The 25,318-nt window shown below is 62.8% G+C and carries 20 protein-coding genes and 1 pseudogene; 18 read left to right on the top strand and 3 right to left on the bottom strand.

Annotated features, from left to right (window positions below):
* The first annotated feature begins 146 nt into the window (after positions 1–146).
* The 15 genes and pseudogenes from mraZ (at position 147) to lpxC (ending at position 17,595) form a co-directional block, all read left to right on the top strand.
* A complete protein-coding gene (gene mraZ, locus AADW18_RS15765) occupies positions 147–593 on the top strand; it encodes a division/cell wall cluster transcriptional repressor MraZ (protein ID WP_337344353.1) in 447 nt (148 codons plus the stop codon).
* A gap of 50 nt (positions 594–643) precedes the next feature.
* Positions 644–1,591, top strand: a pseudogene (gene rsmH / locus AADW18_RS15760) (16S rRNA (cytosine(1402)-N(4))-methyltransferase RsmH); the annotation flags it as partial.
* A 104-nt stretch (positions 1,592–1,695) separates the two neighbouring features.
* Positions 1,696–1,959: a cell division protein FtsL gene (ftsL, locus tag AADW18_RS15755; protein ID WP_337344352.1), complete on the top strand. Its 264-nt coding sequence runs from the start codon at positions 1,696–1,698 to the stop codon at positions 1,957–1,959.
* Entirely contained in the window at positions 1,956–3,842 is a 1,887-nt protein-coding gene (locus AADW18_RS15750) for a penicillin-binding protein 2 (RefSeq protein WP_337344351.1), read from the top strand. Before ftsL ends, AADW18_RS15750 begins: the two co-directional genes overlap by 4 nt.
* Positions 3,839–5,323, top strand: coding sequence for a UDP-N-acetylmuramoyl-L-alanyl-D-glutamate--2,6-diaminopimelate ligase (locus AADW18_RS15745; protein WP_337344350.1), 1,485 nt, complete (start codon positions 3,839–3,841; stop codon positions 5,321–5,323). The genes AADW18_RS15750 and AADW18_RS15745 overlap by 4 nt, the downstream gene beginning before the upstream one ends.
* On the top strand, positions 5,320–6,720 hold the full coding sequence (murF, locus tag AADW18_RS15740; protein WP_337344349.1) for a UDP-N-acetylmuramoyl-tripeptide--D-alanyl-D-alanine ligase: 1,401 nt from the start codon (positions 5,320–5,322) through the stop codon (positions 6,718–6,720). The genes AADW18_RS15745 and murF overlap by 4 nt, the downstream gene beginning before the upstream one ends.
* The gene (gene mraY / locus AADW18_RS15735; protein WP_337344348.1) at positions 6,710–7,795 is read left to right on the top strand and encodes a phospho-N-acetylmuramoyl-pentapeptide-transferase; all 1,086 of its coding nucleotides are present in this window, start codon (positions 6,710–6,712) and stop codon (positions 7,793–7,795) included. The genes murF and mraY overlap by 11 nt, the downstream gene beginning before the upstream one ends.
* Complete coding sequence (gene ftsW, locus AADW18_RS15730; RefSeq protein ID WP_337344347.1) at positions 7,795–9,105, top strand: putative lipid II flippase FtsW; 1,311 nt, start codon at positions 7,795–7,797, stop codon at positions 9,103–9,105. The genes mraY and ftsW overlap by 1 nt, the downstream gene beginning before the upstream one ends.
* Complete coding sequence (murG, locus tag AADW18_RS15725) at positions 9,102–10,226, top strand: undecaprenyldiphospho-muramoylpentapeptide beta-N-acetylglucosaminyltransferase (RefSeq protein ID WP_337344346.1); 1,125 nt, start codon at positions 9,102–9,104, stop codon at positions 10,224–10,226. The genes ftsW and murG overlap by 4 nt, the downstream gene beginning before the upstream one ends.
* 133 nt (positions 10,227–10,359) lie before the next feature.
* On the top strand, positions 10,360–11,808 hold the full coding sequence (murC, locus tag AADW18_RS15720; protein WP_337344345.1) for a UDP-N-acetylmuramate--L-alanine ligase: 1,449 nt from the start codon (positions 10,360–10,362) through the stop codon (positions 11,806–11,808).
* Positions 11,805–12,788 carry a D-alanine--D-alanine ligase gene (locus AADW18_RS15715; protein ID WP_337344344.1) on the top strand — a complete coding sequence of 328 codons (984 nt, stop codon included), beginning with the start codon at positions 11,805–11,807 and terminating at the stop codon, positions 12,786–12,788. Before murC ends, AADW18_RS15715 begins: the two co-directional genes overlap by 4 nt.
* A complete protein-coding gene (locus AADW18_RS15710; RefSeq protein WP_337344343.1) occupies positions 12,788–13,636 on the top strand; it encodes a cell division protein FtsQ/DivIB in 849 nt (282 codons plus the stop codon). The genes AADW18_RS15715 and AADW18_RS15710 overlap by 1 nt, the downstream gene beginning before the upstream one ends.
* Positions 13,633–14,868, top strand: a complete 1,236-nt coding sequence (ftsA, locus tag AADW18_RS15705; protein ID WP_337344342.1) for a cell division protein FtsA — start codon at positions 13,633–13,635, stop codon at positions 14,866–14,868. The genes AADW18_RS15710 and ftsA overlap by 4 nt, the downstream gene beginning before the upstream one ends.
* A 237-nt stretch (positions 14,869–15,105) precedes the next feature.
* The gene (gene ftsZ / locus AADW18_RS15700) at positions 15,106–16,341 is read left to right on the top strand and encodes a cell division protein FtsZ (RefSeq protein WP_337344341.1); all 1,236 of its coding nucleotides are present in this window, start codon (positions 15,106–15,108) and stop codon (positions 16,339–16,341) included.
* 339 nt (positions 16,342–16,680) lie between these two features.
* Positions 16,681–17,595, top strand: coding sequence for a UDP-3-O-acyl-N-acetylglucosamine deacetylase (gene lpxC / locus AADW18_RS15695; RefSeq protein WP_337344340.1), 915 nt, complete (start codon positions 16,681–16,683; stop codon positions 17,593–17,595).
* 222 nt (positions 17,596–17,817) lie between these two features.
* Here the strand turns inward: lpxC and AADW18_RS15690 are convergent, their stop codons facing one another.
* Positions 17,818–18,291 carry a DUF721 domain-containing protein gene (locus AADW18_RS15690; protein WP_337344339.1) on the bottom strand — a complete coding sequence of 158 codons (474 nt, stop codon included), beginning with the start codon at positions 18,289–18,291 and terminating at the stop codon, positions 17,818–17,820.
* 8 nt (positions 18,292–18,299) lie between these two features.
* Between AADW18_RS15690 and AADW18_RS15685 the strand changes: the two genes are divergently transcribed.
* From AADW18_RS15685 to AADW18_RS15675, 3 genes are all read left to right on the top strand, one after another.
* A complete protein-coding gene (locus AADW18_RS15685) occupies positions 18,300–19,250 on the top strand; it encodes a M23 family metallopeptidase (protein ID WP_337344338.1) in 951 nt (316 codons plus the stop codon).
* Positions 19,251–19,461: 211 nt separating this feature from the next.
* A complete protein-coding gene (gene secA, locus AADW18_RS15680; RefSeq protein WP_337344337.1) occupies positions 19,462–22,212 on the top strand; it encodes a preprotein translocase subunit SecA in 2,751 nt (916 codons plus the stop codon).
* 222 nt (positions 22,213–22,434) lie between these two features.
* The gene (locus tag AADW18_RS15675) at positions 22,435–23,385 is read left to right on the top strand and encodes a Nudix family hydrolase (protein WP_337344336.1); all 951 of its coding nucleotides are present in this window, start codon (positions 22,435–22,437) and stop codon (positions 23,383–23,385) included.
* A gap of 258 nt (positions 23,386–23,643) precedes the next feature.
* On the opposite strand, the gene coaE is transcribed toward AADW18_RS15675, so the two are convergent.
* Both coaE and AADW18_RS15665 read right to left on the bottom strand, forming a co-directional pair.
* Entirely contained in the window at positions 23,644–24,276 is a 633-nt protein-coding gene (gene coaE, locus AADW18_RS15670) for a dephospho-CoA kinase (RefSeq protein WP_337344335.1), read from the bottom strand.
* A gap of 175 nt (positions 24,277–24,451) precedes the next feature.
* Positions 24,452–25,315: an A24 family peptidase gene (locus tag AADW18_RS15665; RefSeq protein WP_337344334.1), complete on the bottom strand. Its 864-nt coding sequence runs from the start codon at positions 25,313–25,315 to the stop codon at positions 24,452–24,454.
* Between the last annotated feature and the right edge of the window lie 3 nt (positions 25,316–25,318).

Raw genomic sequence — 25,318 nt, 5'->3', positions numbered from 1 at the left:
ATTGATCCTTCTGGTGATTTTTTCGTTCTGTGCCTGTTGACAACCCTGTGCGCGGTGCTAATGTGGGCGCCAGAGGGAAAACCCGGGTTTTTGTGGTTTTTCGTGGTTCAATTACCGCCTTTCCAGCGGATTGCAGGTGCAGGCTCGTGTTTCAAGGTGAGACCGCCATCACAGTCGACGACAAGGGCCGGTTAGCGGTGCCCACCGCTTACCGAGACCTTGTCGCGCGCGAGTGCGGCAATCGGCTGGTCATCACTTACAACCCGTTCGAAGCCGGCAGCCTGTACCTGTATCCGGAAACCGTGTGGCAGCGGGTCAGGGATGACGTCAACAAGCTGCCCAGCACCCAGCGCGCGCATCGCAGCCTGCAGTTGAAGCTGGTTGGCGCGGCCACGCCCGTGGAGCTGGATGGCAACGGCCGCATCAGCATTCCCGCCAGCCACCGCAGCGCGGTAGGCATCGAGAAAAAAGCCGTGCTGCTGGGCATGGGCGACAAGTTCGAACTATGGAGCGAGCAAGCGCATCACGCGCAGATCCGTCAGACCCTCACTGACGATGATCTGAGTGCGCACATGCTCGAGTTGCGGTTGTGAGCAAGGGTGACGGCACGCGGCAGTCCGCGCAGGCCGATCACCTTTCCCCGCTGCATTTGCCGGTGTTGTACGCACAGGTCATGGAAGGGCTGCAGGTCAAGGAGAACGGAACGTATCTGGATGGCACGTTTGGGCGCGGCGGGCATGCGCGCGGCGTGTTGCAACGACTCGGCCCGGGAGGCCGGCTGCTGTTGATGGACAAGGATCCCGAAGCGATCGCACATGCCGAACAGACGTTCGCGGGCGATGCGCGCGTCGCGATCCGGCGCGGCAGCTTCGCCGACATGGCGCAATGGGACCAGACCGCGGAAGGGTTGGACGGCGTGCTGTTGGATCTGGGTGTGTCGTCGCCACAGTTGGACGTGGCCGAGCGCGGTTTCAGTTTCGGCAAAGATGGTCCATTGGACATGCGCATGGATCCGGATTCTGGCGAAAGCGCTGCACAGTGGCTGGCGCGTGCCGATGAGCACGATATCGCCGATGTGCTTTGGACTTATGGCGAAGAGCGCCTGAGCCGGCGCATCGCACGCACCATCGTCGCGCGGCGCGTGGAGCAGCCGTTGACTCGCACCGCGCAGCTGGCAGACCTGATCGCGTCCGTAGTGCCGCGTAGCAAGTCCGCGGGCAAAAAGGAGATCCATCCCGCGACCCGCAGCTTCCAGGCCATCCGTATCCACATCAATCGCGAACTGGCGGATCTGGAAGTCGGATTGGACGCTGCCCTGGCGCAGCTGAAGCCGGGCGGCCGGTTGGCGGTTATCAGCTTCCATTCGCTGGAAGACCGCATCGTCAAGCGTTTCATCCTCCGTCACGCCAAGGCGCCCCCGGCCAATCGCCGCCTGCCCATGGTGGAAGACTTCGTGCCCGTGCTTCGCGCCATTGGCGATGCGCAGCGCGCCGAAGCGGAAGAGCTCGCCGCCAACCCGCGCGCGCGCAGCGCGGTGCTGCGGGTGGCTGAGAAGCTGGGAATGGAGAATGGGGAATGGGGAATCGGTGAAAGCGAAGCCGGTGCGCGCTCAGGGCGCCGTACGCCGGGTGGCGTGCGCTTTTCTCCATTCCCGACTCTCCATTCCCGATTCCCGGCCTCCACCGGAGGCCAAGCATGATCCGCGTTCTGCTAGTCGTGCTGATCCTCGCCAATGTCGGTTCCGCCATTGGGGTGATCTACGCGCGCCACCGGCATCGCGTGCTGTTCGTCGAGCTCTCACGGCTGGAAAAAGCGCGTGACGAACTGAACGTCGAGTTTGGTCGGTTACAGCTGGAACAAGCGACCGTTGCCGAAAGCAACCGGATCGATCAGATCGCACGCGCTCGCCTGGGAATGAAGTTCCCCGAGGCGACCGACGTCGTGGTGGTACGTCCATGAACCGGTCCGGCAAAAGCGCCCCTCCGCCGAAGAGCCGCAACCGCGCTCGCTTCAACCTGCGCGGACGCCTCGCGCTGGTCGTCGGCGTGATGGGCTTGTGCTCGGTCAGCCTGGTGGGCCGGGCCGCGTATGTGCAATTGATCAACAACGATTTCTATCAGCGTCAGGGCGATGCGCGTTTCCTGCGGGAAATACCCATTCCCACCTCGCGCGGCATGATTACCGACCGCAATGGCGAACCGGTAGCGGTGTCTTCTCCGGTGGAGTCGGTGTGGGGCAATCCGCAGGAGCTGCTGAAATATCCGGAGCGCCTGCCCGAGCTGGCGCAGGCTCTTGGCGTGCCGAACGAGCACTTGACCAATCGTCTGGCGCAACGCGCCGACAAGGAATTCCTGTACCTCAAGCGCCGCATCAATCCGGACGAAGCACGACGCATCCTGGACCACAAAGTTCCGGGCGTTTTTTCGCAGCGCGAATTCCGCCGCTTCTATCCGCAAGGCGAAGCGATGGCCCACGTGCTGGGCTTCACCAACATCGACGACGAAGGCCAGGAAGGCCTGGAACTGGCATTCGATGAATGGCTGCGCGGTACGCCGGGCGCGAAAAAGGTTATCCGCGACAACCGCGGCCGGATCGTGGAAAGCGTAGATCTGGTGCGCTCGGCGCAACCCGGCAAGGACCTGACGCTCAGCATCGACCGCCGTATCCAATTCCTGGCCTATCGCGAACTGAAGCATCAGTTGTTGGAGCTCGGTGCCAGCAGCGGTTCCGCGGTAGTGCTGGACGTCGCCACGGGCGAAGTGCTGGCCATGGTCAATCTGCCAACGTACAACCCCAACGCGGTCAATGCCGGCAAGCCGGATACCCATCGGAACCGTGCCGTCACCGATGTGGTGGAACCGGGCTCGACGATGAAGCCGATCACGATCGCTGCCGCGCTTAAGGCCGGCGTGGTGACGCCCAATACTCAGATCGATGTCTCTCCGGGCACCATGGCCCTGGGTCGCTATACGATTCGCGACTTTCGCAACTATGGCGTGCAGACCATCACCGGTTTGATCACCAAGAGTTCGAACATAGGCGCGGCAAAGGTGGTCGCCAAACTGCCCAACGACTATTTCTACGAGACGCTTCGTAGCTTCGGCTATGGACAGAAGCCGGGCAGCGGTTTTCCAGGTGAATCGGCCGGGGTGCTGATGCCGCCTTCCCGTTGGAGCGGCACCACCAAGGCGACCATGTCCTATGGCTACGGTTTGAGTGCCACCCCGTTGCAGATCGCGCAGGCGTATGCGGCGTTGGCGAATGGCGGCAAGCTGATCGCGCCCACTTTCGTCAAAGGCCAGCGCAACGAGCCCCGGCAGGTACTGGAGCCTGCGACGGCGCAGCAAGTGATGAAGATGATGCAGACCGTCACCGAGCCCGGTGGTACGGCAACGCAAGCGGCGATACTGGGCTATCACGTCGCGGGCAAATCCGGTACGGCACGCAAGGCCAGCGGCGGTGGGTATTCACGCCGCTACATATCGTTCTTCGCAGGCGTGGTTCCGGTGGACAATCCCCGCTTTTCGATGGTGGTGGTCGTCAACGACCCCGATCCCGGCCGCGGCTATTACGGTGGTTTCGTATCCGCACCTGTTTTCCACAATGTGATGGAAGGTGCGTTGCGATTGATGGATGTGCCGCCGGACGACATCGACACCTGGCTTGCGGCGCAGGCGGCGGGAAACACGAAGGTTCGTGCGGGTAGCTCCAGGCCACAGGCATCGGTACCGCCGGTCCCGGTTCCGTTGTCCGGCGACGTGGTCAACGAAGTGGTCGACGAAGCTGCGATCTACGACAGCACCATTCCCGCGGCAATGAACCCAGCGGGAGCAACGCGATGAGGCGCATGATGGCGCTCGCCGAATTGCTGCCCGACGTGGACGTGCCGCGCGATATCGTGGTGCGCGGTCTGGTGCAGGACAGTCGTGCGGTGGAGCCGGGCGATGTCTTTGTCGCCATCGCCGGCTTCGGTGCGCATGGCCTCAACTTTGCCGAGCAGGCAAAAGAAAACGGTGCCAGCGCGATTTTGTTCGAGCCGCCCACACCGGCTGACTTGCCCGCGCCGAAAGACGCGATCGCGGTACCAAGCCTGCGCGCTCGCATGGGCGCTCTGGCCGATCGCTTTCATGCTTATCCCTCGCGCGACATGAAGGTGGTTGGCGTCACCGGCACCAATGGCAAGACATCCACCGTGCAGCTGCTTGCTCAGGCGTGGCATATCCGCGGCACGCGCTGCGGAAGCATTGGTACGCTGGGAGCCGGCATGTATGGCGAAGTAACGCCCACCGGCTTCACCACGCCCCTGGTGCTGCAACTGCATGCGCTGCTGGCGCAGATGCGCGACGCGGGTGCCAAGGCGGTCGCGATGGAAGTCAGCTCACACGCGCTGGATCAAGGGCGCGTGGACGGCGTGCACTTCGACGTGGGAGTCTTCACCAACCTCACTCGCGATCATCTGGACTACCACGGCGACATGGTCCGCTACGGCGCGGCCAAGGCGCAATTGTTCGATTGGCCCGAACTGAAAGCGGCGGTGATCAATCTGGACGACGCCTACGGCCGCGAATTGTTCGCCCTGTTGCCTCCTGCATTGCAGCGTATTGGCCTGAGTTCGCGCGGCCAGGCGGGCGCCAACGTACGTGCTGAAAATCTGCGTCTTGACTCGGCGGGTATCTCGTTCGATCTGTCGATAGGCGAAGAATCGCATCCCGTGCAATCGCGCCTGCTGGGCCGTTTCAACGTCGACAATCTGTTGGCGGTGGCCGGTAGCTTGTACGCGTTGGGCGAAACACCAGTGGAAATTGCGCGCACGCTATCGCGCCTGTTGCCGATCCACGGCCGGATGAATCGCCTGGGCGGCGATACCGGCCAAGGCGACAAGAATCGTCCGCTGGTCGTGATCGACTACGCGCATACGCCGGATGCATTGGAACAAGCACTGTCCAGCCTGCGCGATCACGTGCATGGACGATTGATCTGCGTGTTCGGCTGTGGCGGCGAGCGCGATACCGGCAAGCGGCCGCAGATGGCGGCCAGCGCCGAGCGCCTAGCGGACCTGGTGATAGTCACCGACGACAATCCGCGCGGCGAAGACGGCGATCGCATCATCGCCGACATCATGGCCGGCTTCTCACGGCCGGATGACGTGACCGTGCTGCGCGACCGAGGTCGCGCCATCGCTTACGCCATCGACCAGGCGGGTGCCAACGACATCGTGCTGGTCGCCGGCAAGGGACACGAGCCTTATCAGGAAATCAATGGCGTGAAGCATCCGTTCGACGATACCGCCGTGGCACGTGCCGCGCTGGAGGCAGCGCTATGAAGCGTATTCCTCTCTCCTTGCTGGCGCACTGGGCGGGTGGCGAGCTGAGCGGCGACGATGTTGTCATTGGCGCCATCACCCACGACACGCGGGCATTGGAGCCGGGCAGTCTGTATGTGGCGCTGCGTGGTGAACGCTTCGATGGCCACGATTTCGCCTATGACGCCGCGATGCGCGGTGCTGCTGCGCTGTTGACCGAGCACGCCGTGAAGGTCGATCTGCCGCAAGTGGTGGTTGCGGACAGTCAATTGGCGTTGGCGCGTATCGCCACCGGAATTCAGCGAGAACACAGCGAAAAAGTCGTCGCCATTACGGGAAGCAACGGCAAGACCAGCGTCAAGGCGCTGATCGTGACGATTCTGCAGCGTGCCGGCATCGCTTACGCGAACCCCGGCAACCGCAACAACGAAATCGGCTTGCCGCTGGCGGTGATCGACGCACCGGAAGACGCCGACTTCGCTATCTACGAGATGGGCGCCGGCAAGCCGGGCGACATCGCCTATCTGACCGACATCGTCACGCCTGACGTCGCGTTGGTGAACAACGTCGCACCCGCTCATCTGGAGCGCATGGGTTCGCTGGTGGGCGTGGCGGAAACCAAGGGTGCTATCTACGAAGCATTGCCGCCGGACGGCGTGGCGGTCATCAACGCCGATGACGCATTCGCCGAATACTTCGCGCAGATGGCTTCAGGCCGGCGGATCATCCGTTTCGGGCTGGAGGCTTCCGCGGACGTCACCGCACACGACGTGCGCATTGGCGAAGAAGATTCGCGCTTTGTGCTGGTCGCCCCGCAAGGCAAAGTCGACGTTGAGCTGCATTTGCCCGGCCGCCACAACGTGCTGAATGCGCTGGCTGCGGCGTCGCTGGCGCTGGGCTGTGGAATTTCGCTGTCCACCATCGCCGAGGGCCTTGCCGCGGCCAAGCCCGTAGCGGGCCGCCATATCGCATATCGGTTGCGTAACGGTGCGGTGCTGATCGACGACAGCTACAACGCCAACCCTGGTTCGCTGAATGCGGCTATCGATACGCTGGCCGCGGCCACTGCATCGCAGGGCCAAGCGTGGCTGGTGCTGGGCGACATGCGCGAACTCGGTGCCGACGAGATGGCGCTGCATGCCGACGCGGGACGCCGCGCAAGAAGCGCCGGCATCCGCCGGTTGTACACATTTGGACCATTGAGCCAAGCCGCCGCACTGGCGTTCGGTGAAGGCGCGGGTTCTTTCGATACCCATAAAGCATTGGCGGACGCATTGCGTACCGATTTGAATGCGGCCACGGCCGACGCTGGTTCCGGTCCGGTCCGCGTACTGGTCAAGGGTTCGCGCGGCAGCGCCATGGATCGCATTGTCGCCGCACTGTTGTCCCAAGGGGAGGGCAAAACACATGCTGCTTGAACTGGCACGCTGGCTGCAGAGCCTGGAAAATTTCTTTGGCCTGTTCGGCTACTTGACCTTTCGCGGCATTCTCGCGGCGTTGACTGCGTTGTTCCTGTCACTCTGGGTTGGCCCCGCGGTGATCCGGCGCTTGGCGCAGTTCAAGGGCGGCCAGCCGATCCGTCAGGACGGCCCGCAGACGCATTTCACCAAGGCCGGCACGCCAACGATGGGCGGTGCGCTGATCCTGATGACGGTGCTGTTCTCGGTGCTGTTGTGGGGCGATCTGCGCAACCGCTACGTCTGGCTGGTGCTCGCCGTCATGCTGGCGTTCGGCGCCATCGGTTGGTACGACGATTGGATCAAGATCGTCCGACGCGATCCCAATGGGCTGAAGTCGCGTTGGAAATACCTGTTGCAATCGGTATGCGGTTTGGCTGCGGGCCTTTTCCTGTTCTACACCGCGGATGTGCCGGCCGCGACGACATTCTATATACCGTTCTTCAAAGCCATCGCGCTGCCGCTGGTGGGCATAACCTTTGTTGCGATCGCTTACTTCTGGATCGTAGGCTTTTCCAACGCGGTCAATCTGACCGACGGCCTGGATGGCCTGGCGATCATGCCGACGGTGCTGGTGGCGTGCGCGTTGGGCGTATTCGCCTACGCGTCAGGCAATGCCGTGTTCTCCAACTACCTGCAGATTCCGCAGATCCCGGGCGCGGGTGAACTGGTGATCATCTGCGCGGCGATCGCCGGCGCCGGACTTGGGTTCCTGTGGTTCAACACTTACCCGGCCATGGTGTTCATGGGCGACATCGGTGCGCTGGCGCTGGGTGCGGTACTGGGCACCATCGCCGTGATCGTCCGCCAGGAACTGGTGCTGGTGGTCATGGGCGGCGTATTCGTGATCGAAACGCTGTCGGTGATGATCCAGGTGGCGTCATTCAAGCTAACCGGAAAGCGCGTATTCCGGATGGCGCCCATTCACCACCATTTCGAACTCAAGGGTTGGCCAGAACCGCGCGTGATCGTGCGCTTCTGGATCATTTCCGTTGTGCTGGTCCTGGTGGGACTGGCGACGTTGAAGGTGCGCTGATGAACGATACGCTGCGCCAGGCAACCCGATTGGAGGCCATCGGCGGCCGCTACGATCCGTGGCTGCTCGGTGCCGCGTTGGCGCTGGCATCGCTCGGCGTGGTGATGGTCGCTTCCAGTTCCATCGAGCTGAGCGCTTCGCCGTTCTACTACCTCACCCGCCACATCCTCTTCCTCGCCGCAGGCTTGGGCTTGGCGTGGTGGGCGATGCGCACTGAGCTGAAGACCATCGAGCACTACAACCATCTGCTGTTGCTGGGTTGCTTCGTGTTGTTGCTGCTGGTGTTCGTGCCCGGTTTGGGCGTGAGCGTGAAGGGTGCACACCGCTGGATAAACCTGGGCGTTTCCAATTTCCAGGTCGTCGAAGCGGTGAAGGTGTTCTTCATTGTCTGGTTGGCGAGCTATCTGGTGCGCTTCCGCGATGAAGTCAACGCTACCTGGCCAGCAATGCTGAAGCCATTGGGCGTGGCTGTCGGTCTGGTGGCGCTGCTGTTGGCGCAGCCGGACTTCGGTTCTTCCTCGCTGCTGCTGGCCATCACTGCGGGCATGCTGGTGCTGGGCGGCGTGAACATGCCGCGCATGTTCGGGCCAGTGCTGGTCGGGCTCCCCGTGCTGGCAGTGATCGCCATTGCCGAGCCTTACCGCATGCGCCGGCTGACCTCGTTCTCCGATCCATGGGCCGATCCGTTCGGTAGCGGCTATCAGTTGACCAATGCCTTGATGGCGATCGGCCGCGGCGAATGGTTCGGCGTGGGCCTGGGTGGCTCGATCCAGAAACTGAACTATCTGCCGGAAGCGCACACCGACTTCATCCTCGCGGTCATCGGCGAAGAACTGGGCTTCGTGGGTTTGTGCCTGGTGATTGCCCTGTACACGCTGCTGGTCGGTCGCGCCTTCTGGGTCGGCTTGCGCTGCGTGGAGATGCGCCGCCATTTCGCTGGTTATTGCGCTTTCGGCATCGCGCTCTGGATCGGCATGCAAAGCTTCGTTTCGGTAGGCGTGAACCTGGGGCTGCTGCCGACCAAAGGCTTGACGCTGCCGCTGATCTCCTCCGGTGGCTCCAGCGTGCTGATGACCTGCGTTGCGATGGGTTTGCTGCTGCGGGTTTCCTACGAGTTGGAACGTGCCCAGCGCCAGGTCGCTCTACGTGGCGAAGCGATGCAGCCTTCAGCCGAGCCGCACACGGAAGCTGAAACCAGAACGCCGCCGTCAAACGTCGCCACGACAGCGCCTACGGTCGCACCAAACGCGGTGCGCGGCACCAGTCGCTTGCGCCCGCGCGTCGAACCCACATTCGAGAGAATGGCATGAACACCCATGCGCTTTCCTCGCAAACGTCAGGACAGTCCGGAGTGGCCATTCAAGGCGCGCCGGTGATGATCCTGGCCGGTGGCACCGGCGGGCATATTTTTCCCGCCCTGGCGGTTGCCAAGGTGCTGCGGGCGCGCAGCGTGCCGGTGGTGTGGCTGGGCGCGGATGGCGCGATGGAGACGCGCCTGGTACCACAGCACGGCATCGAACTGGACACCATCGCCATTTCGGGATTGCGCGGCAAAGGCAAGCTGGCCTTGCTCGGTGCGCCGATACGCGTCCTGCGGGCGATTCGTGCAGCCGGCTTCGTACTGCGCCGTCGCGCACCACGCGCCGTAGTGAGCTTCGGCGGATTCGCGGCCGGTCCGGGCGGTATTGCAGCGCGCTTGATGCGGACACCCTTGCTGGTGCATGAGCAAAATCGCGCACCTGGTTTCACCAACCGGGTACTGGCGCGATATGCACGCCGATTGATGACGGGCTTTCCGGGCAGCTTCGCGAAACGTGAAGAATACGTGGGTAATCCGGTGCGCGAAGAAATCGCTGCGCTATCGCCGCCAACCCAGCGCCTGGCGAATCGCGAAGGATCGCTGCGTCTGCTGGTGCTGGGCGGCAGCCAGGGCGCGCGCGCGTTGAATCTGGCGGTTCCCAAAGCTATCGCGGCGCAGGAAGGCGGCATGGCGATCGAAGTGCGCCATCAATGTGGCGAGAAGCTGCACGACGAAGCCGTGCGCGCGTACGCGGAAGCAGGCGTGCCCGCCAGCGTCGAGAAGTTCATCGCTGACATGGCCCAGGCCTATGGCTGGGCTGACCTGGTGATCTGCCGCGCAGGTGCTTCGACGCTCGCGGAATTGTGTGCGGCAGGTATCGGCAGCGTGCTGGTGCCGTTCCCGCAGGCGGTCGACGACCACCAGACCCGCAACGCCGAATTCCTGGCCGAGCGCGGCGCCGCCGTGCTGTTGAAGCAGGACGAATCTCTTTCCGCCGCACTCACCCGCCTGTTGCGCGACCTTGCTGCCGATGCCGGCAAGCGCCTCTCGATGGCCGAAGCAGCGCGTGGACTCGCAAGGACCGATGCAGCCGAACGCATCGCCGACATCATTCTGGAAGAAGCGATATGAAGCTGAAAATGGGAAACAGGAAATCGGGAATGGGTAAAGCGAAAGCATGTGCGCGCCAGGCGAGGGCGAAGCATTGCCGCTTTTCCATTCCCCATTCCCCATTCCCCATTCCCGGCTCCGAAGGAGTCGCCGCATGATGGCCGCCGCACGCGAACGCCGCCTGCAACACACGGGCAATCTGGCGCGCGAATTCCGCCGTGTCCATTTCGTGGGCATCGGCGGCTCGGGCATGAGCGGAATCGCGGAAGTGCTGTGCACGCTTGGTTATGAAGTGTCCGGTTCCGACAACGCCGACAACGCTGCTACACGTCGCCTGGCGTCGTTGGGTGCGCGGGTGATGCGTGGCCACAACGCTTCCAATGTGCTGGGTACCGATTGCGTCGTGGTATCCAGCGCCATCAAGCACGACAATCCGGAGCTGATGGAAGCGCGCTCGCAACGCATCCCCATCGTGCCGCGCGCGGCCATGCTTGCCGAACTGATGCGCTTTCGGCGGGGCATTGCGATCGCCGGTACACACGGCAAGACCACCACCACCAGCTTGACGGCCGCCGTGTTGAGCGAAGGTGGAATGGATCCGACGTTCGTGATCGGTGGTCAATTGCTGGCGGCCGGCGCCAACGCGAAGCTCGGCGATGGGCAGTGGCTGGTGGCGGAAGCCGATGAGAGCGATGGCAGCTTCCTGCGGTTGAATCCGCTGATCTCCGTCGTCACCAATATTGATGCCGATCATCTGGAGAACTACGACAACGATTTCGAGCGGGTGAAAGCGGCCTTCGCCGAATTCCTGCAGCGGCTGCCGTTCTACGGATTGGCCGTGCTTTGCATCGATGATCCCGAGGTTGCCGCGCTGGCCGCGGATACCCCGCGCCACGTGATGACCTATGGTTTTGCCGAGAATGCCGACGTGCGTGCCGAAAACGTGGTGCAGGAAGGCGGTTGCATGCGCTTCACGCTGCGCTTGCCGGAAGACGTGAACGTGCCGGTGAAGCTGGCGTTGCCGGGCCGGCATAACGTGCAGAACGCATTGGCCGCCGCGGCAGTGGCCTGGCAGCTGGGTGTGGCGCCGGAAAGCATCGCCGCGGCGCTGGAGAAGTTCGCCGGCATCGGCCGCCGCTTCAACGATCTGGGCGAAATCGCCACGCCAAGCGGCGCGCAGGTTCGCTTGGTCGACGACTATGGTCATCATCCGCGAGAGCTTGCCGCCGTGTTCGCTGCAGCGCGCGGCGGATGGCCGGACAAGCGACTGGTGGTGGCGTTTCAGCCGCATCGCTATAGCCGCACGCGCGATCAGTTCGATGCCTTCGCCGGAGTGCTCTCCGAAGTCGATGTGCTGGTGCTCAGCGAAGTCTATCCCGCTGGCGAAGCGCCGATTGCCGGCGCCGACGCCAAGTCGCTGGCGCGCGCCATCCGTGCGCGCGGGCGCAACGAACCGATCGTGGTCAGCCAGGTCGCGGAACTGGCGGCCGTGTTGCCGGACGTACTGCAGGACGGCGACTTGCTACTGCTGATGGGCGCAGGCGACATCGGTCATATCGCGCAGCAGATCGCCGCGCAAGGATTCGGAGGGCAAGCGGAATGAGTCACTACACCTTCCCGCCATTGCGCGTGACCGATCCCGATGCGTTCGGCCGCGTCGCGGTACTGCTGGGCGGCACGTCCAGCGAGGCCGAAGTCTCGCGCGACTCCGGCCGCAACGTGCTGGAAGCGCTCCGGGCTCGCGGTATCGACGCAACGGCGGTGGATGGAATTCCCGCGCTGGCCGAGGCGCTGGTACAGCGCCGCTTCGACCGTGTGTTCAACATCCTGCACGGCCACAAGGGCGGTGGCGAGGATGGCGTCGTGCAAGGCTTGCTGGAAGCCTTCGGCACGCCATACACCGGCTCAGGTGTGCTGGGTTCGGCACTCAGCATGGATAAGGTGCGCACCAAGCAGGTCTGGCTGTCGCTGGATCTGCCAACACCGCGCTATGTCCGCTTGTTGAGTGGTGGCGCAGATGACATCGGACAAGCGGTGCACGCCGCCGCCAAGCAGCTGGGGTTGCCGGTGATCGTCAAGCCGGCCAACGAAGGCTCCAGCGTGGGCATAACGCGCGTCTTCAAGGACGCCGACCTGGATGCGGCCATCGAGCTGGCGGCGCGCTACGACGGCGAGCTGTTGATGGAACAATTGATCGAAGGTGATGAGCTGACCGTTGCCATTCTGGGTGACGTGGCACTGCCCTCGATTCGCATCGTCCCGAAGGGACAGTGGTACGACTACCACGCCAAGTACGTGGCGGAAGACACGCAATACCTTTGCCCAGGTTTGGAGGGCACGGCGGAGACGGAGATTGGCCGCATCGCACTGGCTGCGTTCCAGGCTGCCGGTTGCAAGGGTTGGGGCCGTGTGGACGTGATGCGCGACCGCAACAGCGGCAAGTTCTACCTGTTGGAAGTGAACACTGCGCCGGGGATGACCAGCCACTCGCTGGTGCCCAAGGCCGCGGCCCAGGCGGGCGTCGGTTTCGAAGAGCTGTGCTGGCGGATCCTTGAAACCACGTTGCCGGAGGTGACGGGCTAATGAATGCCGCGTTCCGCATCGTCGCTTGGCTGCTTGCACTGGCGCTGGTGGCATTGCCGGTGGTCGCCGTGATGAATGGCTGGATCGGCGCCGAACGCTGGCCGCTAGCCAAGCTGCGCGCGCATGGCGAGTTCGAGCGGGTCGATCCGGCGCAGCTGCGCGCGGTGGTGCTGCCTTACGCCAAGCATGGGTTTTTTGCTGTGCGTCTGCAGGATGCGCAGGACGCGGTCGAGAAGCTGCCTTGGGTGGAAAGCGCGGAAGTGCGCAAGCGCTGGCCGGATGTAATGGAAATTCGCGTGGTGGAGCACGAACCGTTCGCGCGCTGGGGTCAGGACCGTTTGCTGTCCGAACACGGCCGTCTGTTTCCCACGCCCAAGGCGCTTTCCGGACTGAAGCTGCCGCAACTGGGTGGACCGGATTCGCAGGTGCAGGAGGTGATCGCGCTGTACAACGAATCGCGCCAACTATTCGCGCCGCTGGGTTTGGAAGTCGAACGCCTGACCATGGATCGCCGCGGAAGCTGGTCGCTGACATTGGGCAACGGAACGGAAGTGGTGATCGGCCGCGCCGATGCACGCCCACGCTTGGGCAGGTTCGCGCGAATGCTTCCGCAACTACTCGCCATGCAGCCACAGGCACTGCGCCGCGCGGACCTGCGTTACACGAATGGATTTGCATTGAGTTGGGACGACAAGCCGGGGAATGGGGAGTCTGGAATCAGCGGATCCAGCGCCCCGGCGCCCGTTCCGATTGCCCGGAGCCCGCAGTGCCGGCGCTGTCCTGTTTCCCGCTTTCAACAGCCGAATGGCTGGTCTTCCCCATTCCCCATTCCCGGATTCGCAACATGAATCGCAAAGGCGACAAATCGCTGATCGTCGGACTCGACATCGGCACCTCGAAAGTGACCGCGCTGGTGGGTGAGTACTCGCCGGGCAATCCTATCGAGGTAATCGGTATCGGCTCGCACGAATCGCGCGGGCTCAAGCGCGGTGTGGTGGTCGATATCGAATCCACCGTGCAGTCGATTCAGCGCGCGGTGGAGGAAGCGGAGCTGATGGCGGGCTGCGAAATCCGCTCGGTCTACGCGTCGATCTCAGGTAACCACGTGCAGTGCAAGAACTCGCCCGGCATCGTGCCGATCCGCGATGGCGAAGTGACCTGGGGCGATCTGGACCGGGTGCTGGAGGCCGCCAAGGCGGTCGCCATTCCGGCCGACCAGAAGATCCTCCACGCGATACCGCGCGAGTATGTGCTGGACGATTCGCAGGAAGGCATCCGCAATCCTGTCGGGATGACCGGCGTGCGCCTGGAAGTGCACGCGCATTTGGTGGTGTGCGCACAATCGGCCGCCGCCAACATCAGCAAATGCGTGCAGCGTTGCGGTTTGCAGATCGATGATCTGATCCTGTCGTCGCTGGCCTCCAGCGTGGCGGTGCTGACCAGCGACGAGCGCGAATTGGGTGTGGTGCTGGTGGATATGGGGGCGGGCACCACCGACCTGGCGGTGTTCGTGCAAGGCGCCATCTGCCATACGGCCTCGCTACCCATCGCGGGCGACCATGTCACCAACGACATCGCGCACATGTTGCGCACGCCGACGCCGGAAGCCGAACAGATCAAAGTCCGTTACGCCTGTGCACTCGCGCAACTGGCGACGGCAGAGGAAAGCATCCAGGTACCCAGCGTCGGTGATCGTCCGCCGCGACGCATGCCGCGTCATTCGTTGGCGCAGGCGGTGCAGGGACGTTACGAAGAAATTTTCGAGATGGTGCAGGCGGAACTGCGTCGTTCGGGCTTCGAGGAACTGGTGCGCGCCGGCATGGTGCTGACGGGCGGCGCCTCGAAGATGGAAGGCGTGGTCGAGTTGGCCGAAGAGATGGTGCAGATGCCGGTGCGCGTGGGTATCCCGCAGCACGTGCATGGCTTGGGCGAAGTAGTAGGCAATCCCGTGCATGCCACTGGCGTGGGCCTGCTGCTGATGGGCAGCCAGATAGAACACCCGCGCCGTCCGTCGCTTCCTACGGGCAAGGCGGGGAGTTGGTTGAAGAAGTTGCAGAACTGGTATCGCGGGGAGTTTTGAAGGATCGCGAGTCGGGAAACAAGAAATAGGAATGGGAATAGCAACAGCAACAGCAACAGCAACAGCAACAGCAAAGAGCGGTGGGAAGGGTGAGAAGACTTTGCAACAAGCAACACGCAACAACGTCGTAAACACAACAACTCAGCCGGAAGCGGACGCGGAACAGAAAAGGAAGATCGCTCTTCCATTTTTCCATTCCTAATTCCCCATTCCCGGCACTTAAAGAGGACTACGGACATGGCACATTTCGAACTGGTTGAAAAAATGGCTCCGAATGCGGTGATCAAGGTGATCGGCGTGGGCGGCGGCGGCGGCAACGCGGTCGCGCACATGGTCAGCAGCAGCGTGGAAGGCGTGGAATTCGTCACCGCCAACACCGACTCGCAAGCCATCAAGAACTGCGGCGCCAAGTTGCAGCTGCAGTTGGGCGGCAACGTCACCAAGGGCTTGGGCGCCGGCGCCAACCCTGAGGTCGGCCGTCAGGCCGCGCTGGAAGATCGCGAACGCATCATCGAAGCGCTGGAAGGCGCCGACATGGTGTTCATCACCGCTGGCATGGGCGGTGGCACCGGCACGGGCGCGGCGCCGGTTGTGGCACAGCTGGCCAAGGAGATGGGCATCCTGACCGTGGCCGTGGTCACCAAGCCTTTCCCGTTTGAAGGCCGCCGCCGCATGCAGGTGGCGCTGAAGGGCATCGAGGAGCTCTCGCAGCATTGCGACTCTCTGATCACCATTCCCAATGAAAAGCTGATCACCGTACTGGGTCGCAACGCCACCATGATCCAGGCCTTCCGTGCTGCGAACGACGTGCTGCTGGGCGCCGTGCAGGGCATCGCCGATCTGATCGTGCGTCCGGGCCTGATCAATGTCGACTTTGCCGACGTGCGCACTGTCATGTCGGAAATGGGCCTGGCGATGATGGGTACCGGCAGTGCGCGTGGCGACGATCGCGCCCAGGCCGCCGCCGAAAGCGCCATCCAGAACCCGCTGCTGGATGACGTCAATCTGTCCGGTGCCAATGGCATCCTGGTCAACATCACCGCCGGTCCGGACTTCACCATGGCCGAGTTCGATGAAGTGGGCCGCACCATCGAAGGCTTCGCTTCCGAGGACGCCACCGTGGTGCTGGGTACCGTGCTGGACCCCGATATGCAGGACGAAGTGCGGGTCACCGTGGTCGCGACCGGTCTCAATCGTGCGGCCGTTCGCCAGCCGCTGCGTGGCGACTTGTCCGGCGGCAGCCATCGCGAACCGGTGCGCGCACCGATCAAGCTGGTCCGTGACGCCACCACCGGCATGCCGATGTACGACGCGATGGCCCACGCCGATCCGGTAGCCGATGCGGTCGGCTCCTTGGGTCTGCGCCGGGGTTCAGCCGCGCCGGCTTCTTCGCCCGCCTCGGCACCCGTAGCAGCCGATCTGCCGAACGACTACCTGGACATCCCGGCGTTCCTGCGTCGCCAGGCCGACTGATGTAGATGCATGACCTCCTCCGTTGGTCGGGGGAGGGTGAGGTGCAGTTCGGAGCCTCGCGGTTCCGGATGCATGAATAATGTGTCGTGTGGTTTTCCCTGAAAACCGCCTCATCCCAGCTTTCCTCTGTGAACCGAGGAAGGCGATGTGCAATATCGCCATGTCCTTCGCTGCCGGACTGTCCGGTCCGGCAGCTTTTTCATGGAGTCGTCGGCGAACTTGTCAGGTTGCCAGGCGATTGTTTCGGTCCTGGGACAGAGCGGTTCTTCCGTTAAGATTCAGCTAATTGCGTGCTATTCTCGCCGCTCGCACTCAGCATCCGTGCCTATTTTTTTGCCCATGGCTCAGCAACGCACTCTCAAGAACGTGATCCGCGCCACCGGCGTGGGCCTGCACAGCGGCGAAAAGGTCTACATGACGCTGCGGCCGGCTGCTCCGGATACGGGCATCGTGTTCCGCCGTGTGGATCTGGATCCCGTGGTGGAGATTCCGGCCAACGCTGAGCTGGTAACCGAAACCACCTTGTGCACCGGCTTGAGCCGTGAAGGCGCCAAGGTGCAAACGGTGGAACATCTGATGTCCGCCATGGCTGGCTTGGGTGTCGACAACGCCTACGTGGAGCTGTCCTCTGCCGAATTGCCGATCATGGACGGCTCCGCTGGCCCGTTTGTATTCCTGCTGCAGTCGGCAGGTGTAGCGGAACAGAATGCGCCCAAGCGTTTCATCCGAATCAAGCGTACCGTGGAAGTTGCCGACGGCGATAAAGTCGCGCGTTTCGAACCTTATAACGGATTCCGCGTCGGCTTCACCGTCAAGTTCGACCATCCGATGATTCCGGCCTCGCAGTCGCGAGCGGAGGTGGAGTTTTCCACCGGCGCTTACATCAAGGAGGTGGCGCGTGCGCGCACCTTCGGTTTCATGCGTGATCTGGAATACATGCGCGAACGCAACCTGGGTTTGGGCGGTTCGATGGACAACGCCATCGTGCTGGACGAGTTCCGCGTACTCAACGACGACGGCCTGCGCTACGCCGACGAGTTCGTCCGTCATAAAATCCTGGACGCCATCGGCGATCTCTATCTCGCCGGCCGTCCCATCCTCGGCGCCTACGAGGGCTACAAGTCGGGCCACGCGCTCAACAACAAGCTGGTGCGTGCCTTGCTGGCCGACACCTCCGCCTGGGAAGAAGTGGTTTTCGGGGCAGCTCACGGCCCTGGCCCGGTGAGCTACGGCAATCCCGTTCCCGCCGTTTGAAGTTGGCCGGCTGGACCGGCATCTGTTCTCCAATTCGCCGACAGGGTTTTCTCTGGCTACCGGTGTCTGCCGAACGGCGATCCGGGGCAGCATCGCGGTTACACCTTTTTAAAACCGTGATGCGAGTCACAGCGCAACCTGTATATTAACTTTTATTTAACTTATGACTAACGACCCGACTGGAGTTGGCCGGTACTATGGCTGCACCTGTGCGTCGGGCAATCAGGGTTTCCGCCCGCCACGCCGGTCTTGAGGAGCGTTACGTGACTCCGCGGAGCCGGAATCTTCCAAGGACGCAAGGACGGCTTTCAGCGCCAGGCGCGAAGCCTCCGAAACAGGTTTGGCCGTGCGTTGCACCGTGTTGGAAGGGTGGAGCGGTGCAGTCGTTGTCTTGGCGGTGACTTCGGTGATCGCCAGTCCGATGGATTGGGCCACGTTGATCAGTTCCGGTGCGGCTAGGCGCAGTTTGGCCCGCCATACCGGGGAATCGACGATAAAAACGAGCCGCTTGCCCGCCACGTTCGCCAGTCGGCAATGCGGGGCCAGGGTTGGCGGAAGACAGGGGCGAAGTTGCTGTTCCAGCGCGTCGAGCCAGAGGGCGCGGCGCACCGGGTCGGTAGCGGCATCGGTCATGGCAGCCTGCAAGGCGGGCTGTGCGATGCCGGAGCGGCGCGGTTTGGACTTCGAATCAGACATCGGTATTTATGACCTTTCAGACCATCGTAAACAATTCACGCAATAGGTTGGCCCATTCGCTGACCAATGCCCATCATCGGACAAGTTACTTTTTCCATTCACGTCCTTTCCTCAGCGCAGGTTTTCTTCTTGCCACCGGCCTTGTAGTCGGTATGGCGGGCCGTAGCGCGATGGGAATGGCGCAGGTGTCCTTGCTGCAGGCCAATGCGGAGCAGCAGCAGGCGGAACTGGATCAAGTGCGTCGTGGTGCCCAGCAAGAGATCAATGCCATGGCGGCGCGGCTGGGCGAGCTGCAGGCGCAAGCCAATCGGCTGAACGCCTTGGGCGAGCGCCTGACCCGGGTCGGCCAGCTGCAGGATGGCGAGTTCGATTTCAACGAACCCGTGGGTGTCGGCGGCAACGATGTCGCTTATGACATGCGGCCGGCCGAACTGAAGGACGGCGTGGATCAGCTGGAACGCCAGTTCGCCGCTTCCGGTCAGCAGCTATCCGTGCTGGAGGCGTTGCTGTTCAACCGTGAGCTGGACAAGAACGCCACGCCTTCGCGCATGCCGATCGCCAACAGCTATATCACTTCTGGCTTCGGCGGCCGTGCCGATCCGTTCGGCGGCGGCGGCCAGTATCACAAGGGCATCGATTTCAAGGCCAACGTCGGCGATCCGGTCCTGGCGGTTGCCGATGGCGTCGTCAGCTTCGCCGGGGTCAAGGGCGGCTACGGCAACGTGGTGGATGTGGATCACGGCAATGGCTACATCACCCGTTATGCGCACAACTCACGATTGATGGTGAAAGCCGGCGATCTGATCCGGGTGGGTACCGTGGTGGCCAAGGCCGGTTCCACTGGCCGTTCCACGGGTGCGCACGTGCACTTCGAAGTCTGGGAAAACGGCCGGGTGGTCAATCCGCGCAAGTTCCTGGGCGACGGCCCAACCCCGGTAGGCAAAGTCCAGCGGGGTTGACGTAGGGCGGGTCTCGACCCGCCGCTTGAGGTAGCGCTTCCCTACTCGGATGGTGTTGGCAGGCGAGTCCCGCCCACTTGATCCCCCGGGGCGCCGCCCCAAGCTACAATACGACGTTGCCAACAGGGCGCATTGCGCCCTGTTTCGTTTTGGGCGCCGTGGTCTTCGCCGCGATTCGCCCTGGGCGCTCCTTTCCCATTCGGTTCCTTACATGATCAACAACTTGCTTACCCGTGTCTTTGGCAGCCGCAACGAACGCCTGCTGAAACAGCTCCAGCGCAGCGTCGGCAAAATCAATGCGCTGGAATCGGAGATGGAAAAGCTCTCCGACGACGCGCTCAAGGCCAAGACTCCCGAGTTCCAGCAACGCATCCGTGACGGCGAATCGCTGGACAAGATTCTGCCGGAAGCCTTTGCGGTATGCCGTGAAGCCTCGCGCCGCGTGCTGGGTATGCGCCACTACGACGTCCAGTTGATCGGCGGCATGGTGCTGCACCTGGGCAAGATCGCCGAGATGCGTACGGGTGAAGGCAAGACCCTGGTCGGTACGCTGCCGGTCTACCTCAATGCGCTGGAAGGCAAGGGCGTGCATGTCGTGACCGTCAACGACTACCTGGCGCGCCGTGACGCTGCCTGGATGGGCAAGTTGTACAGCTGGCTGGGCCTCACGGTAGGCGTGGTTTATCCGGGCATGCCGCATAGCGACAAGCATGCTGCTTACGCCGCCGACATCACCTACGGCACCAACAACGAATTCGGCTTCGACTACCTGCGCGACAACATGGCCATGGCCCAGCAGGACCGCTATCAGCGCGGTCTGCACTACGCCATCGTCGACGAAGTGGACTCCATCCTGATCGACGAGGCGCGCACCCCGCTGATCATCTCCGGCCCAGCCGACGAATCCCCGGAGCTGTACATCCGCGTCAACCGCATCGTGCCCTCGCTGATCAAGCAGGAAGCCGAGGATGGCGAAGGCGACTACTGGGTCGACGAGAAAGGCAAGCAGGTGCACCTGTCCGAAGCGGGCATGGAGCACGCCGAAGAACTGCTGCGCCAAGCCGGCATCCTGAAAGACGAAGAAGACAGCCTGTACGGCGCGACTAATTTGTCGGTCGTGCACCACCTCAATGCCGCCCTGCGCGCGCACGCCATCTATCAGCGGGATGTGGACTACATCGTGCGCGATGGCGAAGTGGTGATCGTTGACGAATTCACCGGTCGCACGCTGGTGGGTCGACGCTGGTCCGATGGCCTGCACCAGGCCGTGGAAGCGAAGGAAGGCGTGCCGGTCCAGCGCGAGAACCAGACGCTGGCCAGCATCACTTTCCAGAACCTGTTCCGCATGTACAAGAAGCTGTCCGGCATGACCGGTACGGCCGACACGGAAGCCTACGAATTCCAGAGCATCTATGGGCTGGAAGTGGTGGTCATTCCCACCCATCGCCCTACCGTGCGCAAAGACTCGTCGGACCAGGTGTTTCTCAACCGCACCGGCAAGTTCAACGCCGTGCTGGCCGACATCGAGGATTGCTACGCGCGCGGCCAGCCGGTGCTGGTGGGCACCACGTCCATCGAGACATCTGAGCTGCTGTCCGAACACCTGCGCAAGGCCGGCGTGCCGCACGAGGTGCTCAACGCCAAGCAGCACGAACGCGAAGCGCAGATCGTCGCACAGGCCGGCCGGCCCAAGGCGGTCACCATCGCCACCAACATGGCAGGTCGCGGCACCGACATCGTGCTGGGCGGTTCGCTGGAAGCCGAACTGGAGCAACTGCCCGAAGAGGCCACCGACGCCGATCGCCTGCGCATCAAGCGCGAATGGCAGAAGCGCCACGATGAAGTAAAAGCCGCCGGCGGCCTGCACATCGTCGGCACCGAGCGCCATGAATCCCGTCGTATCGACAACCAGCTGCGTGGCCGCTCCGGCCGCCAGGGCGACCCGGGTTCGTCCCGCTTCTACCTGTCGCTGGAAGACAACCTCATGCGCATCTTTGCATCCGACTGGGTGCAGAAGGCGATGAAGCTGATCGGCATGAAGGAAGACGACGTCATCGAGGACAAGCTGGTCAGCCGGCAGATCGAGAAGGCGCAGCGCAAGGTGGAAGCGCATAACTTCGATATCCGCAAGAATCTGCTCGACTTCGACGACGTCAACAACGACCAGCGCAAAGTCATCTACGCCCAGCGCGACGAACTGCTGGAAGCCGACTCGGTCAAGGAGAACATCGACGGCATCCGAGGCGATGTGGTCGAGGAGTTGGTGAATCGCTTCGTTCCGCCCAACTCGGTGGACGAGCAATGGGATTTGGCTGGCCTGGAAAACGAACTGCGCGAGGAAATGGGCCTGGAGCTGCCGGTCACGCGCTGGCCTCAGGAAACCGAGGAGCTGGACGCCGAGGCGATCGAACAGCGTGTGCAGGACGCCATGGCGCAGTACTTCAATGCCAAGGAAGAAGTGATCGGCGCGGAGACCATGCGCGCGCTGGAAAAGCACATCATGCTGACCGTGCTGGACAAGAGCTGGAAAGAGCATCTGGCGCGCATGGATTATCTGCGCCAGGGCATCCACCTGCGTGGCTATGCGCAGAAGCAGCCTAAGCAGGAATACAAGAAGGAAGCGTTCGAACTGTTCTCCAGCATGTTGGAGCAGGTGAAGCGCGAAGTGATCACCATCCTGGCGCGCGTGCGTATCCGTAGCGAAGAGGAAGTGGCCGCACTGGAAGCCCAGGAGCGTGCACATGCCGAAGCCCAGGCGAGGCAGCTGCAGTTCCAGCATGAGGACGTTGGCGGTTACGGTGCAGACGAGGAAGCCGCGCGCGAGCAGGCAATGGCGCAGGGCGGTTTTGTGCAGTCCCCACCACAAACCGTCCATCGCGATTCGCCCAAGGTTGGGCGCAACGACCCATGCCCCTGCGGCAGCGGCAAGAAGTACAAGCACTGCCACGGCCAATTGGGCTGAGCGTAGGTTCAGCCGACTGAAAAATATGTAGGAGCGGCGTCCCGCCGCGAGCTCTTCACATCAGATCGCGATAAAAAGCGAAGAGCTCGCGGCGAGACGCCGCTCCTACCGCCGAGACAGCGTCCCTACCGCCGAGACGCCGCTCCTACATGACCCGACTCGATGCCAGATCGCGCGACCAGGTAATTGCGTTACCCACCTGATTCCCGGCAAGCTTCGGCCATGCTGACTCCCGTTCGCTCCATTCATGTCATGGCTGCCGTCATCACCGACGCCCGCGGCCGTATCCTGCTGGCCCGGCGTACCGAGGGCCGCGACCTGGCCGGGTGCTGGGAATTCCCTGGTGGCAAGCGCGAACCCGGCGAGACGCCGGAAGCCGCACTGGCGCGCGAGCTGCAGGAAGAACTGGGCATCGATATCGAAGTCGGCGAGCACGTAATCAGCGTGCCCCAGCAGTATCCGGACAAGCGCCTGCGCCTGGATGTGCGCCGATTGACCCGTTGGAAGGGCACTCCGCGCGGCCATGAAGGCCAAGCGCTCGCCTGGGTCCCGCCCGACAAACTGACCCGTTACACCATGCCGCCAGCAGACCGGCCGGTAGTCGCGGCGCTGCTGCACTCGGACCGCTATCTGGTAACCCCAGAACCGGACAAAGATGATGCAGCGTGGTTGGCGGCGTTGCGCTCCGCACTGGCAGCTGGCATTCGCCGCGTGCAGGTGCGCGCCCGCAGTATCAGCGGCGAACGTTGGCAAGCGTTGGCCAGCGCCGCCGTGCAGGCCTGCCACGAAGCAAAGGCCGAAGTGCTGATCAATGGCGACATCGAGCTGGCGCGGCAGCTAAACACCGGCGTGCAGCTGCGCGCTTCCCAGTTGCGCGACATAACGGAACGGCCGTTGCCAGAAGATGCCCTGGTCGCCGCTTCGTGTCATACCGCCGAAGATCTCCAGGTAGCCGAATCCCTGGGCTGCGATTTCGCCGTACTCGGCAGCCTACGTCCCACCGCCACCCATCCCGATGCCTCGCCCCTGGGCTGGGAAGGATTCGCCCGCCTCCGCGAAAACGTTTCGCTCCCCATCTACGCCATCGGCGGCCTGAGCCCGCAAGACATCCCCGAAGCTCGACAACATGGCGCCCAGGGTATCGCCGCTATTCGCGCGCTCTGGCCGACGTGACCAAAGAACCCCAGAGATACGGTAGGAGCGGCGTCCCGCCGCGAGCTCTTCGTGTCAGATCGCGACAAAGAGAAGAGCTCGCGGCGGGACGCCGCTCCTACCGAAAGCTTTGCTTGTTGTTGCTGTTGTAGGAGCGCCGTCCCCGGCGCGAGCTCTTGCTCCGAACGGTGCATGCGTAGGTCTGAGCATATTCGCCACATGTACCTGGGACTCCACGGCGCGACCTCTTTTGACGGCCGGAAAGTCCGCCCACAGGCGCTATAGGTCTCCGCTCCCAACAGCTTCCACCGCCAGCACCCGATATCGACCATCCAGCTCAGCCACAGTTTCCTGCAAGTGCGCGATATCGCTGTCATTGACCACCACATCGTCAGCCAGCGACAAGCGCTGAGCGCGACTGGCTTGAGCGGCCATCATCTTGTCGGCCAAGGCGGCATCGATACCATCACGCAGCATCAGACGCGCTTTCTGCGTATCTGGCGCGACATCCACCACTAGGATGCGATCCAGCCACGGATAACCCGTTCGCCCACCCGCCTCAGTCAGCAGTGGAATGGTCGCTATGGCGTACGGACCCGGCGCGTCGGAACAGATGGCAAGCAATCGCGCCCGAATCGCGGGGTGCAGGATCGCTTCCAGCGCACGTCGTTCATCGTCGTTCTGGAACACCCGCGCCCGCAAACTAGCGCGGTCCAAACGGCCGTCGGCCTGCAGCACCTCATTGCCGAAGTGCGCCACGACGGCGCCGAAGGCAGGCTGTCCAGGTTCGACGATCTCGCGAGCAATCAAATCGGCATCGGCAACCGCAACGCCTCTCTCGGCGAAGCATTTTTCCAGCGCACTCTTGCCCGAGGCGATGCCGCCGGTCAGTCCAATGAAGTAATCGGCCATAAGAGGATTAGACCCTTTTCGCCACAAGCAGGGAAGCCAGCGCTATCCGCATCCATACGTGTGGGAGCGACGTGAGTCGCGACGCTTTCCAGAGTGTCCATTGTTCCGGTCGCGACTCACGTCGCTCCCACAAGTCGCCTATCCATGCGCCAAGGAGTAGCTCTGGTCTAAAGACCTACTTCAATCCGGCAAACCGCAAATACCCATCAATCAGCGCTTCGCCCCAGAAGAACACAATCCAGCCGGCGACAGCCAAATAAGGGCCAAAAGGAATCGGGGTGGCACGATCACGCCCCTTCATCCCCAGCCAGATGGAGCCGATCACCGCGCCCACTACCGAGGACAACAGGATCGTCGGCAGCACGCCTTTCAAGCCGACCCAGGCGCCAATCGCAGCCAGCAGCTTGAAATCGCCATGGCCCATGCCTTCCTTGCCGGTCACCTGCTTGAACAGCCACCACACCACCCATAGCGAGGTGTAGCCGGCAATCGCGCCCAGCAACGCCGGTTTGGCGGGCATATAAAGATTGTCCACGCTGGCGATCAACCCCAGCCACATCAACGGCAGAGTCAGCTGGTCCGGTAGCAATCGCGTGCGAAAGTCGATTCCAGACAGCGCCACCAGAAAGCAGCTCAGCAGCGCGGCGCCAAAACCCTGCCACCCGAAACCGAAGCGCCAGACCGCCGCGACCGCCAGCAAGCCCGTCAGGAACTCCACCAACGGATACTGAGCAGAAATCGGCGCCTTGCAATGACGACAGCGCCCACGCAGCGCCAGCCAGCTGATCAGAGGAATGTTCTCGAACCACGACAGCGTGTGCTTGCAATGCGGACAGTGTGACCGCTCCACCACAATGCCGGGTGGAGGCGGATCATAGATCTCCGGCAACTCCAGGATCTCTCGCGAATCACGCTTCCAGTGCCACTCCAACCGGCGCGGCAACCGCAGGATCACAACATTGAGAAAACTACCGACAAGCAGGCCAAGGCCGGCTACGACTGGGTAGCCCAGTCCGGGATGCTGATCGAGGAAAGCCATTCG

The sequence above is a fragment of the Pseudoxanthomonas sp. CCNWLY206-1 genome, from assembly GCF_039710385.1.
GTDB lineage: Bacteria > Pseudomonadota > Gammaproteobacteria > Xanthomonadales > Xanthomonadaceae > Pseudoxanthomonas_A.
The sequence above is the reverse complement of the archived record's forward strand: the minus strand, read 5'-3'. Positions and strand labels throughout refer to the sequence as shown.